This window comes from Salinivibrio sp. PR932 (assembly GCF_001996125.1).
Taxonomy (GTDB): Bacteria; Pseudomonadota; Gammaproteobacteria; order Enterobacterales; family Vibrionaceae; genus Salinivibrio; species Salinivibrio proteolyticus.
Window position 1 is genome coordinate 1 of record NZ_MUFM01000051.1, and the last position, 12678, is coordinate 12678.

Annotated in this window: 10 protein-coding genes; 9 read left to right on the top strand and 1 reads right to left on the bottom strand. The window is 49.5% G+C overall.

Going from position 1 to position 12678, the window contains the following annotated elements; genetic code table 11:
- The first annotated feature begins 66 nt into the window (after positions 1-66).
- A complete protein-coding gene (gene flgK / locus BZG84_RS15495; protein ID WP_077478932.1) occupies positions 67-1944 on the top strand; it encodes a flagellar hook-associated protein FlgK in 1878 nt (625 codons plus the stop codon).
- A gap of 11 nt (positions 1945-1955) precedes the next feature.
- The gene (flgL, locus tag BZG84_RS15500; RefSeq protein WP_069589307.1) at positions 1956-3149 is read left to right on the top strand and encodes a flagellar hook-associated protein FlgL; all 1194 of its coding nucleotides are present in this window, start codon (positions 1956-1958) and stop codon (positions 3147-3149) included.
- Positions 3150-3244: 95 nt separating this feature from the next.
- Here the strand turns inward: flgL and BZG84_RS15505 are convergent, their stop codons facing one another.
- A complete protein-coding gene (locus BZG84_RS15505) occupies positions 3245-5350 on the bottom strand; it encodes a tetratricopeptide repeat protein (protein WP_077478933.1) in 2106 nt (701 codons plus the stop codon).
- Positions 5351-5797: 447 nt separating this feature from the next.
- On the opposite strand from BZG84_RS15505, the gene BZG84_RS15510 reads away from it, so the two are divergent.
- The 7 genes from BZG84_RS15510 (at position 5798) to BZG84_RS15540 (ending at position 12578) form a co-directional block, all read left to right on the top strand.
- The gene (locus BZG84_RS15510) at positions 5798-6940 is read left to right on the top strand and encodes a flagellin (RefSeq protein WP_077478934.1); all 1143 of its coding nucleotides are present in this window, start codon (positions 5798-5800) and stop codon (positions 6938-6940) included.
- Positions 6941-7205: 265 nt separating this feature from the next.
- Positions 7206-8330, top strand: a complete 1125-nt coding sequence (locus tag BZG84_RS15515) for a flagellin (RefSeq protein ID WP_077478935.1) — start codon at positions 7206-7208, stop codon at positions 8328-8330.
- 63 nt (positions 8331-8393) lie between these two features.
- The gene (locus BZG84_RS15520; protein WP_069589313.1) at positions 8394-8828 is read left to right on the top strand and encodes a flagellar protein FlaG; all 435 of its coding nucleotides are present in this window, start codon (positions 8394-8396) and stop codon (positions 8826-8828) included.
- Between the two features lie 18 nt (positions 8829-8846).
- Positions 8847-10205, top strand: coding sequence for a flagellar filament capping protein FliD (gene fliD / locus BZG84_RS15525; RefSeq protein WP_077482145.1), 1359 nt, complete (start codon positions 8847-8849; stop codon positions 10203-10205).
- 11 nt (positions 10206-10216) lie between these two features.
- The gene (locus BZG84_RS15530; protein ID WP_131826277.1) at positions 10217-10510 is read left to right on the top strand and encodes a hypothetical protein; all 294 of its coding nucleotides are present in this window, start codon (positions 10217-10219) and stop codon (positions 10508-10510) included.
- A gap of 12 nt (positions 10511-10522) precedes the next feature.
- Complete coding sequence (gene fliS, locus BZG84_RS15535; RefSeq protein WP_069589317.1) at positions 10523-10927, top strand: flagellar export chaperone FliS; 405 nt, start codon at positions 10523-10525, stop codon at positions 10925-10927.
- A 166-nt stretch (positions 10928-11093) separates the two neighbouring features.
- Positions 11094-12578, top strand: coding sequence for a sigma-54 dependent transcriptional regulator (locus BZG84_RS15540; protein WP_077479283.1), 1485 nt, complete (start codon positions 11094-11096; stop codon positions 12576-12578).
- Positions 12579-12678 lie beyond the last annotated feature (100 nt).

Consider the following 12678-nt stretch of genomic DNA (forward strand, 5'->3'; position numbering starts at 1 on the left):
CTATTGGCTCAATTCTTGCTTTGATTCCTGTATCTCGTTTCTATTGCCGGGTTTTCTGGAGGCACAATGGGCTTTGACCTGCTTTCTCTTGGGTCGCAAGGTGTACTCACCGCGCAGCGACAACTTAATACCACAGGTCACAATATTTCCAATGTGAACACTGAGGGTTATAGCCGTCAGTCTGTTGAGCAACAAGTTAACGATCCTCATTATTGGGGAGGGAATAACTACGGTGACGGCGTACACGCCGCTGCAGTGCGCCGTAATTACGATAAGTTTGCCGTTAATGAGCTCAATATTGCTACCTCCAATTTAGAACATGCCGCCGCGCGCAATGATCAGCTTGGGCGCCTTGACGATATGATGGCGCACTCAGCGCGGAAAATTCCTGACAACATGAATGAGTTCTTTGGCGCCGTGAAAGGCCTCACCGATAGCCCGAGTGACATGGGGGCGCGTAAGGTGGTGCTAGAGAAAGCGCGCATGGTGTCTGCCGGATTAAACGACGTATACGGCGTACTTCAGCAGCAGTCGATTGATACTTCCTCGCAAATCGATGCAACGGTCAAGCGTATGAACGATATTGGCCGCGAAATTGTTGATATTCATACAGCCATTCTGAAAACACCGGGCGAGCCGAACGATTTACTTGACCGTCATGACAAGCTCATTCGAGAGTTAGCTGAATACACCCAAGTCAGTGTTAATGCGCGTGAAGATGGCTTATTTAATGTCATCATCGGCAGTGGTCATATGCTGGTGTCAGGGATGAACAGCAGTGAACTCACAACCTTACCGGGAAAGCCTGATCACCAAGAACGTCAGCTGGCCTTAGTTGAAGGGAAAAGCGTGAAGGCGATTTCTAATCGCGATATTCGCGGTAAGCTCGGCGCGTTATTTGAATATCGCGATCAGACACTGGGGCAGGCGCGTGACGAACTCGGCCGCATGGCGATTGGCTTTTCTCAAGCATTGAACGATTTGCAAGGACAAGGCTTCGATCTAAATGGTGAGGTTGGCAAGAATATCCTGACCGACTTTAATGACGACCGTATTGCGGCATCCCGGGTGATCAAAAGTGGTGACTCGACCGCCGATCTTAAAGTGTACATCGATGATCTTCAGAAGCTTAAAATTGGTGACTATCAATTAAAATTTGATGGGGCGCAGTACACACTCACGTCACCTAATGGCCAGCAATCAACGGTAACGCCCAGCGGAACACCGCCAAGTTTTAATGTAGATGGCATGCGCGTTCAAATCGACGCTAACCTTGCGCCTAACGAACGGGTCTTTTTGCGCCCCGCGCGTGCAGCTGCAGGGCAAATCCGCATGGTGATGGATGATCCTGCTGGCATTGCCGCTCAAAGTTATGTCAGCGCCAGCTCAATTAGCCATGGTGAGGGGGATGTGCGCGTACTGCAATCTGGGGCTCAGAAAGAATTCCAAGTTCGCATATCACCTGATGGGAGTCAGTTTGCGGTCACGGATACAGACGGGCAAGTACTGCTTGCACCACAAGCGTATCCGCCAACAGGGCCGATTAACGTCAATGGCACCTTGATTGAGATTAACGATAAAGCGGCGCCTGACGACATTCTTGCCATCAGTCTGATCCCAGCAGATGGCGACAACAGTAACCTGATCCGAATGCAAGAATTGCAAACGCAAAAGCTGATGGATAACGGACGTTCTACCTTGTTGGATGTGTATGAAGGGTTGAATACCGACCTTGGGGTACAAAAAGCGTCGTATGAACGACTGCAGGATGTCAGCTTGGTGGAGCATGATGCGGCCGAAGGACGCGTTGCTGAAATCGCCGGAGTCAATCTGGACGAAGAAGCCGCGAATATGATGAAGTTTCAACGTGCCTATATGGCGGCGTCGCGCATTATGACAGCGGCAAATGAGACGTTTGATTCACTGCTCAATGCGACACGATAAGGATAGCTATCATGATTAGCCGTATTGCCAGCTTTCATAACTACCAGTCAGTATCTAACGATATCATGCGCCAGAATATTAAGGTGCAAGATAATCAAGAACAAATGGCGACCGGTAAGCGAGTGATCACTGCGGGTGATGATCCTGTGTCGTCAATTTATATTCAGAATTTCCGCCAGCAAGACGAGCAAATTGATCAGTTCATTGACTCGATAACGTTAGCGAGAAACCGCCAAACGCGTGAAGAGATCGCGATTGATGAGTCTGAGCAATTGATGGACAGTGCGAAACGCAAAGTGATGGCGATGATCAACGGGTCGCTATCCGATGACGATCGCACCGCGCACCGTCAAGACTTGCAAGGTATGTTTGATAATTTTATGGACTTAGTGAATACCAAGGATGAATCAGGCAACTTCTTGTTCTCAGGGACCCAAACCAGTACGCAACCTTTTTATCGCGACAGTCAAGGCAATGTCCGTTATGCCGGTGATAGCTATTTTCGTACTGCGCAAGTTGCCCCCGCGGTAGAAGTGCCCACATCGGATCCGGGCGATAAAATGTTTATGGAAATTGATAACCCCTATGGGGATTATCAGCCCGAGTACGATTTGCAAGATGGCTCCTTGTTGCTGCTTGCTCGCGCAGAAAACAGCAATAATGCAGACAACGCCGCGTACGCAGTGACCTTTGATGTGAATGCCAGTGGTGATACAACCTATTCATTGACTCAAAACGGGACCGAAGTGAGCACTGGGCTCTACGATCCTCAAAATGGGATTGAGTGGAACACGCTTAAAATGACCTTTGAAGGTGAGATGAAGCCCGGCGATACCATTGCACTCGAGCGTCAAGACACCTTCACTATCTTTGATGCGTTTAAACATGGTGCCGCGTTGTCGTATGCTGACATCGATGATGCGTCTGCAACCGCAGAGCTGCATCAAGTCACCGATCAGTTTGCAGCGGCCTTCAAACACTTAAACAAGGCCCGTTCTGAGGTCGGGACACGTTTGACTACGCTAGATCGGCAAGAGAGCATGCACAAAGATTTCAAATTGGTGCTAAATCGCTCATTGGGCACGATGGAGGACTTGGACTATACCCAAGCCGCGATCGATATGAATGAAGACATGTTAGCCCTACAGGCATCGCAACAAGCGTTTGCGAAAACGAAAGACTTATCGCTGTTCAACTATATCTAATCCGCATCGTCAACGTGCGTTAACGGTGAGACGTTTCTATGAAAAGGGCAGTATTGACTGCCCTTTTGCTGTTAGTGGTATTGAGACAACGTCGGTTATCCGGTCAATAAATCGCGATACATGGCCTGTGCCATGGCGTCCAATAGCGGCTTTTTATCGTTCATTAAGGGTGGATAGCAGAACGCATACTCTTGATGGCCAGACATTGCGACCGCTTGCATCGGATCACTGTCTTTGTGGCCGGCAAAAAAGACATAACAAGGTGCCCCTACCGCAACAGCTGTCCGGTGAACAGCGGTACCGGCGGTAAACACGCCGTCAATAGATGCCATGACATTCGCACTCTCGACAAAATCATCCTTAAGATCCAAGCCTGGCAATGGCACAACCTCGACCCCAGTTTGTTTTTTAACTTTGGCCAGCTCTTTTGAGCAGTCGCCATACTGTAAGTTCACAAACTGAACTTTAGGGTGAAGGGAACGCATTTTTGTTAACCATTGCCCCAGTTCATCGGCAATCAAATAATGGATATTCCGTGTTGCTGCTGCCAAGCCACTTCGCCAGCAAACGCCAATAACCGGCCCTTGTGCTTTCAGTTCATTCAGCATCGATCGCCAAGGTGCCTCTTGAGTCGCCGACGCATGAATATAGGTTTGCTGATAAAGGTGGCGCTCGAAATGCTGATAACAAATCCCCGCCAGTGAGCCGCCCGCGACCCAGCTATTGATATCGGCTAACACGTGATCAGGAATATGGATATCTTGCCCGTCAGTACGTGAAATAGGCACGATCTCTGTGGTGGGAAAGGCGGCTTTGAGCACGGGCTCAAGACGAGGATCACAGCCAACGTAGACCTTTCGGGCACGTTCCACCACCATAGGCACATTATGAAAATAGGCGAGCTCATCCCCGACACCTTGTTCAGGCATAATGAGTACAGCATCGCTTTCGGGACGAGAAAGGTCCCAACGTGGTAACTCACCGTGATATTTTAGTCGACGCCCACATTCAATGCCAGCTTCGTTGGCCTCATAAAATGCGGGCCATGCCATCTGAGTGCGATAGACAAACGCTAAGTTAAAGCGCAGCGCGTGATCATCCGGGCTGTCAGCCAATAGCGATTCGAGACGCTTTTGCGCGCTATCAATGTTGCCTAAATACCAATCTAATTCGCCTAATTGCGCTTGCAAGGTATTCGCATGCTTACCCACGACGTATTGGCAGGCTTTTTCGTGAATCTGGTAGCAATGGGTCAGCTTTTCGTGGGTAAATTGGTGATGTTGTTTCAAATGCTCAAATGTGGCACGCGCCAGCGCATAATGTAACTCTCCGCGCTCAGGGTCTTCCCGCAAGCACTGCTTAGCAAGTTTACTGGCTTCTAACCAGTTTCGCTCATTAAGGTAAATCACCAATAATTGCCGGAGAAACGCAGGATCTTGGCTTTGTTTATACACGCTCAGGCAGCGTCGTCTCGCGTGGGCATAGTGGCCTAATCCCGATTCGGCTTTGATCAGAAGCAGTTGCCAAACTGGGTGAGCTTGCGCTTTATCACTGCCACGGAGTAACAACTGATGGGCTTTTCCGAAGGCTTCATCATCTAGCGCATACTGGGCCAGTGCCATCAGTGCCGGCGGGTAATCCGGCTCAAGCGTCAAGATCGTTTGATAGAGCTGTTCGCCTTGCTCCACATGTCCATCAGCCATGAAGTTCGCTGCTAATGTCATGGTTTTCTCAATTTCTTCGGCGAGCCCTTGATTTTTGAGTTGGTGTAACTCGTCACGCAATGCGTGAGTACGACGGCTTTCACCTTTATGGCCGAGTTTTTCAGTCAGTTGGGCACGTAGGTTTAGAATGTCAGGGTTGGTTGGCGCGGCAACAAATAGACGCTCGACGATCTCCATCGCTGCCGTGTTCTTTCCTTGTTGAACCAGCAGCTGCGCTTTATCAAACAGTAATGATAAATCGTCGGGAGTGAGTGCCAGTGCATGGTTGATATGCGCCATCGCCTGCTCGAGATTGCCTTCCTCCGCATCTAATACGGCGAGGACTTGCCGCACTTGTGCCGCATCGGGCGCATGAGACAAAATTTGCTCGAACACGTCGCGGGCGTCCGCTTTATTTCCTTCCTGATAAAGGTTTATGCCGAGTTTAAATGCCTCATCCAACGTCATATTGGTATGGCCATCGTTATCTTGGGTCATAGATTGCGTCGTCCTATTCTAGCTGTGGTGAGCACGGCCGTTGGCGCTGCCTGTCAAGGCAATGGCGCTGTATGGCAAGACAAGATTGATGCAAAAAATGTTCCTTTGATCTGTGGGTTAGCGTGTTTGGCAACTTACTTGCAAGGCAACAAGGAAAAGAAAGTTGGATAGGCATTGCCGCTCGTTTGCCGCTTTCGCCTCATTTTATGGTTTAGGCGTTGCCTCTTAAGACGATTGGTTGGGCAACAAAAGCCCATAAACCATTGATTAAAAAATATTTTATAAAGTTGGCACACATATTGTATTAAATTTATCAAGCGGCCAGTTTTTGAACGGGCTGATCTTGAAACTGATTAACAAGCTGTTCCCGCAGCACCGCAAACAAACAGTGCAACACGTCGCGGGTAGGCTGTTTCGCAAAGCAAGCGAAAGTCAAAGGAGAGCAAAATGGGTGTAACAGTTAACACCAACGTGTCTGCGATGACTGCGCAGCGTTACCTGAATAAAGCGACTGATGAGTTGAATAATTCAATGGAGCGTCTGTCGTCAGGTAGCCGAATCAACAGTGCTAAAGACGACGCGGCGGGTTTGCAGATTTCTAACCGTTTGGTTGCTCAGACGCGTGGTCTGGATGTGGCAATGCGAAACGCCAACGATGGTATTTCGATTGCGCAGACCGCTGAAGGCGCCATGCAAGAATCCACTAACATCTTGCAACGTATGCGAGATCTCTCATTGCAGTCAGCGAATGGCGCGAACGGTAAATCCGAGCGCATCGCGATTCAAGAAGAGGTTGCAGCTTTGCAGGATGAGCTAAACCGTATTGCAGAAACCACGGCATTCGGTGGGCGACGCCTACTCAACGGCTCTTTCGGGGATGCGTCTTTCCAAATCGGTGCTGATGCCGGTGAGGCGATCATCATGGGTTTAACCAGCATTCGCGCGGATGATTTCCGCATGGGTGGGGTTGAATTCGTTGGCACGGAGTCAAAATCGGCTGACTGGCAAGTTGACCCGACCGCATCAACACTGCAGCTGCAATTTACGACCAAAGACGGTGAAAATGTCAGCTTAACGATCGGTGCTAAGCCAGGTGATGATGTTGAAGAATTGGCCAGTTACATCAATGGTCAATCCGATGAAATGCTCACCGCGTCTGTCGATGAAGAGGGGCAATTGCAAATCTTTATCGAAGAGCCCAAAGTCGAAGGCACAGTTACCTTCGGAGGTGGACTTGCGACATCGTTAGGACTAGTTTCCGGTAACGGTGACTTGATCACGACCAAAGACATCGACGTATCGGATGTGGGCGGTGCACAAATGGCCGTTGGTGTGATTGACTCCGCGATGCGTTATATCGACAGTCAGCGTGCTGACCTAGGTGCGAAGCAAAACCGTTTGAGCCACACCATCAGCAACTTGTCGAACATTCAGGAGAATGTGTCTGCGTCCAATAGCCGGATTCGCGATACTGACTTCGCGCGCGAAACCACGGCCATGACGAAAGGGCAGATCCTCCAGCAAGCGGGTACGTCGATGTTGGCTCAGGCCAAACAGATGCCTCAAGCTGCACTGAACTTGCTTCAGTAACACTGACAAATCAAGCAACTAAAAAGCGGCAAGTGATTGCCGCTTTTTTTATGTCATTTTTTTCGCGAATCACGCTAAAGATATTTCTCCTGTGGACGTTAACTTCCATAGCACCATGAAGCGACGGTGTTTTAGCCATCGTCAGCACGCAAAAAATACTAAAGCTTTTTGACTGTGCGCCGCTAAATGGGTTGTGAAAGATTTTCGAACTGGTTTTCCCTGGTCAGCTGGGCGAAGCCGGACCTAGAACCAAAGGAGAATAGTTATGGCTATTACAGTTAACACTAACGTCCCTGCAATGACTGCTCAGCGTTACTTGAATAACTCAACCGACGCGCTGAACAACTCAATGGAACGTTTGTCATCCGGTTATCGTATCAACAGCGCCAAGGATGACGCAGCGGGTCTGCAAATTTCTAACCGCTTGATGTCTCAAAGCAGTGGTCTGGATGTTGCCGTACGTAATGCCAACGACGGTATCTCTATGGCGCAAACCGCCGAAGGGGCGATGGAAGAGTCAAGCAACATCTTGCAACGTATGCGTGACCTATCTTTGCAGTCCGCTAACGGCGCAAACGGCGACTCTGAGCGTGCAGCTATCCAAGAAGAAGTGGTGGCCTTGCAAGACGAATTAAACCGTATTGCAGAAACCACATCATTCGGTGGTGCGAAACTACTGAACGGCACATTCGGTACGCGTTCATTCCAGGTGGGTGCGGATGCTGGTGAAGCCGTGATGATGGAATTTAAAAACATCCGTGCTGACCATGCTGAAATGGGTGGTGCTAGCTTTACCGCAGCAAACGCAAAATCAGCAGGTTGGACAGCAACAGACGGTGCAACCTTAGCCATTACTATCACGGATGCGGATGGTGCAACGACCTCTATCAACGTGACCGCAAAAGGCGGTGATGACATTGAAGAAATTGCTACCTATATTAATGGTCAGTCGCAAGACAAACTGAGTGCTTCAGTGACTGAAGACGGTGAGCTTCAAATCGTTACTGCATCGGGGTCTGATGCTACCTTTACAGGCGCATTGGCAACCTCACTGGCAATGGGGACCAAGGTGGATGAAACCATCAAAGATGTGGATGTTTCTACTATCGGTGGTGCACAGAAAGCAGTGGGTCTTATCGATAACGCGATGCAGTTTATCGACTCACACCGTGCTGAGCTGGGTGCGAAACAGAACCGTCTGAGCCACACGATTGCGAACTTGGACAACGTGAACGAGAACGTGACTGCCTCTAACAGCCGAATCCGCGATGTGGACTTCGCTAAAGAGACCACTGAGTTCACTAAGTCTCAGATTCTACAGCAATCTGGTACGTCGATTCTGGCACAGGCCAAGCAGGCGCCGTCAGCGGCACTGAGCCTGTTGGGTTAATCACGCTTTATAACCCAGTAGCGGCGGATACTCCGCCGCTACGCTAACAGGAGGTGAATCGTAATGGACATTTCATCCGTTTCAACTTCATCCCTGCCTCATACCGGCTCTTCCGACGGCACAAAGATTGCAAGAGAAGAGAGAGTAGGAAAAACTCGGCCTGATCAGGTTAGCGTGAGCCAAAACCAGCAGGCCGTTCGTCGAGAAACGCGTGAGTCTATGCAGCAGCGACGCGTTGAACAAGCGGAGCGTCTTAACGAAACCCGCGAAATGCAACGTGAGCAGCTGGAGAAGTTGGTCGAACGTCTCGATGAGTTTATGTCCTCTTTTAACAAAGGCCTAGCATTCCGGCTTGATGAGGATACGGGCAGAAGTATCATCACTGTTTATGAAATGAGCAGTGGGGATATCATCCGCCAAATCCCAGAAAAGGAAATGCTAGAGCTGGCCAAGCAATTGTCGCAACATGCGCGAGGGCTGGTGGCAGAAAAGGTATAACGAGGTGAGAGAATCGTCATGGGTGTAAACGCAGCAGGCATGGGTAGCGGTATCGATATCAATGCCATGGTCACTAAGATCGTGGATGCTGAGCGTGCACCCAAACAAGAGCGGATCGTCAAACGCATGAATGATGTCGAAACTGACATCAGTGCGTTTGGCCGCTTAAAAGAATCTCTCGATAAACTCAAAAGTCAAATGTATGACTTTCGTCGCAACGAGTCTTATGCGGCAAGGACTGCCTCAGTCAGTAATTCTGACGCTTTAAGTGCATCAGCGAGTCCTGATGCGATTCCCGGAAAATACCAAATTAACGTTCAGCAGCTAGCGAGCACGCACAAGCTCGTTTCTGCTGGCATGGATGCAGATGCGCCATTAGGTTCTGGTAAGCTCACCATTACCATGGGCAACCGGACAAGCATCATTGATATCCCACAAGGTAAAAATAGTTTAACCGACGTTGTCCGTGCGATTAACAGCGATCCAACCAACCCCGGTGTGCAAGCGTCACTGATCCAAGATAACAGTGGGGCAAGATTGGTTCTCAACGGCACTAAGACGGGGGCGGGCAATCAGATTGCAGTGAACGTTGATGCTCAAATGGGGAGCGCCCTGCATCAACTGGGGTTTAAAGTCGGTCAAGCTGGCAATGGCTTGACGCAAATGCAAGCTGCGCAAGATGCGCAGATTATGATTGATGGTATTGCATCTGTCTCCAGTGAAACCAACACCTTTACCAATGCGATTGACGGGGTGTCAATTGACATTAGTCAAGCTGGGGCGTCACCCGTTACCTTGTCTGTTGAGCACGATCGTGAGTCGGTACGCTCCACGCTGGAAAGCTTTGTTGATAACTACAATGCCTTTTTCCGTGTGGCGCAAGCCGTGGGCAAATACGATCCCGAGACGCAGCAAGGGGGCCCTTTAGTCGGAGAAAGTGTAATCCGTACGGCCACAAGTCGCTTACGGAACTTGTTTTCATCGCCCATTGAACAAGCACCAGAAGGGATGAAAACACTCAGCGAGCTGGGTGTAACGACCACGATGGATGGCCGGTTAGAAATTGATAGCAAGGTGTTAGATAGACAGCTTCGTCAAAATTTTAACGCTTTAGAAGGTTTCTTTGGTGGAAACAAAGGGTTTGCTCGCCAGCTGGAAGAGGTCGTGAATGGCTTTACCGGTGCCGGTGGCGCCATCAGTAACCGCGAGAATACCTTGTCTGATCAGAAGCTGCGTTTACGTGATGAGCAGCAGGAGCTGGATAGACGGATGGAAAACCTTGAGGCGCGGACCATGAAACGCTTCTCCGCCATGGAAGAAGCGACAGCGCAAATGCGCTCACAGCTTCAAGCAATGCAAAACATCATGCCAGCATGATGACGAGTGAAATGAGACACTGGCTTCAGCAATTAGAATCGATTGATGAGGCGATTGCGCATTCACTAGCCGAACGTGATGCTGATCCCGAAAAACTGGCTCAGCAATTGCATGATAGAAAGGCATTACTCGACCAGATTGCAGCGTCTTCGGAGCAGCCTGATGGTCAAGCATGGGCAAAGGCATTATCAAGAACTGAACAGTTGGTTCAAGCACTCGATAATGAAAGAGCTGATGCCGCCAAGACGTTGTTGCAGCAGCGCAAGGGTAAGCAATCTGTGCAGCTGTATAAGAAATTTCAATAGGTGAGGAAGACTATGAGAGGCTCACTACAGGCCTATAAAAAGGTCTCTGTTGACAGTCAATTAAGCGCCGCGTCGCCTCATAAGGTCATACAGATGTTGATGGCCGGTGCGATTGAACGCTTGATTCAGGGCAAGGCCGCCATGGCACAAGGCGACTTATCCGTCAAAGGTGAGCGGTTAGGTAAAGCGTTGGATATCATTATCAATCTCCGCGCTTGTCTATCAATGGATGATGGAGGCGAAATTGCCAACAACCTGGATGCGCTTTATGACTTTATGATTCGCCAAGTCAGTGAGGCGAATTTGGAAAATAAACCGGAACCCATCGACGATGTGATTGAGATTTTACGTGAGATAAAATCGGCATGGGACCAGATTCCGTCCGAATACCATAATCTGACCCAAGCGACCAGCTAAACAGCCTACCAAAAGACTGACATGGCACTGGAGTCACAGGTTTACTGTGTCTCCAGTTGCCTTATGCGCGTTCTCTATTACAATGTCTTGATTAAAATTGAGTTTGTTGCGGCTTTTTGGCACGTGACAACAATAATATATCTATCAGGGCAGACGTATCTCACACATGCAAGATTTAGCAAAAATCCTTGTTATCGATGACGATGACCAGTTTCGTCACGATCTCGGCGTGATACTCGACTTTATTGGCGAGCGTTACGCGCTTCACTCGACAGCAGATGTCAGTGACGCACTTTGGGAGCAAAACTGGGGCGCATGTTTTCTTGGCCACGTCCGCTCTTCTGCCTTGCTTGAAAAGGTACTTGAGCAGCTTGCTACCTATCATCATGTTCCTGTTATCGCGATACGTCGCCACGACCGTGAGCTTTCAGGACTGCCAAACTATGTTGGTGAACTGGGTCTCCCCCTTAACTACCCGCAATTATTTGACGCACTTCACCACTGTCGAGAGTTTGCAGGCAAACAGGCATTTAGCATCCCGCAGCTTAGCGGTGACAATACCGCCTTTCACAACATGGTCGGTAAGAGCGAGGCGATGGGGCAAGTCCGTCGCTTGGTAGACCAAGTGGCTGCTACCGAAGCGAATGTATTGATCCTGGGTGAGTCAGGGACCGGTAAAGAAGTGGTCGCTCGACACATTCATCATGCTTCCTCACGAGCATCTGGTCCTTTTGTGCCGGTCAACTGTGGTGCAATCCCAGCAGAACTTTTAGAAAGCGAGCTATTTGGTCACGAGAAAGGCGCGTTTACGGGGGCGATTTCCGCGCGTAAAGGACGTTTTGAGTTGGCCGAGGGTGGAACCTTATTTCTTGACGAAATTGGTGATATGCCCATGCCGATGCAAGTTAAGCTGCTAAGGGTGTTACAAGAGCGCACCTTTGAGCGAGTCGGGGGAAATAAGAGTATTCGCGCGGATGTTAGAGTGGTGGCGGCCACACACCGCCAGCTTGAGCAAATGATTGAAGAAGGTGATTTTCGCGAAGATCTTTACTATCGCTTAAACGTATTTCCGATCGAAATGCCGCCGCTTAGAGAGCGTCTTGACGACATTCCTATGTTGATACATGAGCTGATGTCGCGTCTCGATAGTGAAGGAAGCAGCCGTGTACACCTCTCGCCACGCGCGATTAACTCGCTCATGGAGCATGAGTGGCCAGGTAACGTACGTGAGCTCGCCAACCTCATTGAGCGTCTTGCGATTTTGTATCCGGGGCAGCTTGTTGACGTCAACCACCTTCCAGCTAAATATCGCTACAGTGATATTCCAGAATTTCAGCCGGAAGCGTATTCGGTGGAAGAAACCGCTGTGGCTGAACGTGATGCCTTAACGGCGATGTTTAGTGAGCCCGACGATGATCCTATGATGGATGAGATGCCAGGCTTTCACGATAGCCCAGGCGCGGTCGTGCTACCACCGGAAGGCGTTAACCTAAAAGAAATGCTGGCGGATTACGAAGTTGATCTGATTCGACAAGCCTTGGAGGCGCAATCAGGCGTGGTCGCTCGCGCGGCAGATATGCTGAGTATGCGAAGGACGACGCTAGTAGAAAAGATGCGGAAATACGGGCTAAATAAAGAAGAACTGATTTAAACCGACCGTGTGTCAAAAAAGCGGAGTCAAAAAAATGACTTCGCTTTTTTGTTTCTAATTGCATGATATAAATAACTATTTTTATGGCATAATCCCTGCT

Excerpts from the sequence above, each read along its gene's own strand:
- BZG84_RS15540 (WP_077479283.1), top strand. The coding sequence starts at position 11,094 with ATGCAAGATTTAGCAAAAATCCTTGTTATCGATGACGATGACCAGTTT.
- BZG84_RS15530 (WP_131826277.1), top strand. The coding sequence starts at position 10,217 with ATGAGACACTGGCTTCAGCAATTAGAATCGATTGATGAGGCGATTGCG.
- BZG84_RS15510 (WP_077478934.1), top strand. The coding sequence starts at position 5,798 with ATGGGTGTAACAGTTAACACCAACGTGTCTGCGATGACTGCGCAGCGT.
- BZG84_RS15505 (WP_077478933.1), bottom strand. The coding sequence starts at position 5,350 with ATGACCCAAGATAACGATGGCCATACCAATATGACGTTGGATGAGGCA.
- fliD (WP_077482145.1), top strand. The coding sequence starts at position 8,847 with ATGGGTGTAAACGCAGCAGGCATGGGTAGCGGTATCGATATCAATGCC.
- BZG84_RS15515 (WP_077478935.1), top strand. The coding sequence starts at position 7,206 with ATGGCTATTACAGTTAACACTAACGTCCCTGCAATGACTGCTCAGCGT.
- flgL (WP_069589307.1), top strand. The coding sequence starts at position 1,956 with ATGATTAGCCGTATTGCCAGCTTTCATAACTACCAGTCAGTATCTAAC.
- flgK (WP_077478932.1), top strand. The coding sequence starts at position 67 with ATGGGCTTTGACCTGCTTTCTCTTGGGTCGCAAGGTGTACTCACCGCG.
- BZG84_RS15520 (WP_069589313.1), top strand. The coding sequence starts at position 8,394 with ATGGACATTTCATCCGTTTCAACTTCATCCCTGCCTCATACCGGCTCT.
- fliS (WP_069589317.1), top strand. The coding sequence starts at position 10,523 with ATGAGAGGCTCACTACAGGCCTATAAAAAGGTCTCTGTTGACAGTCAA.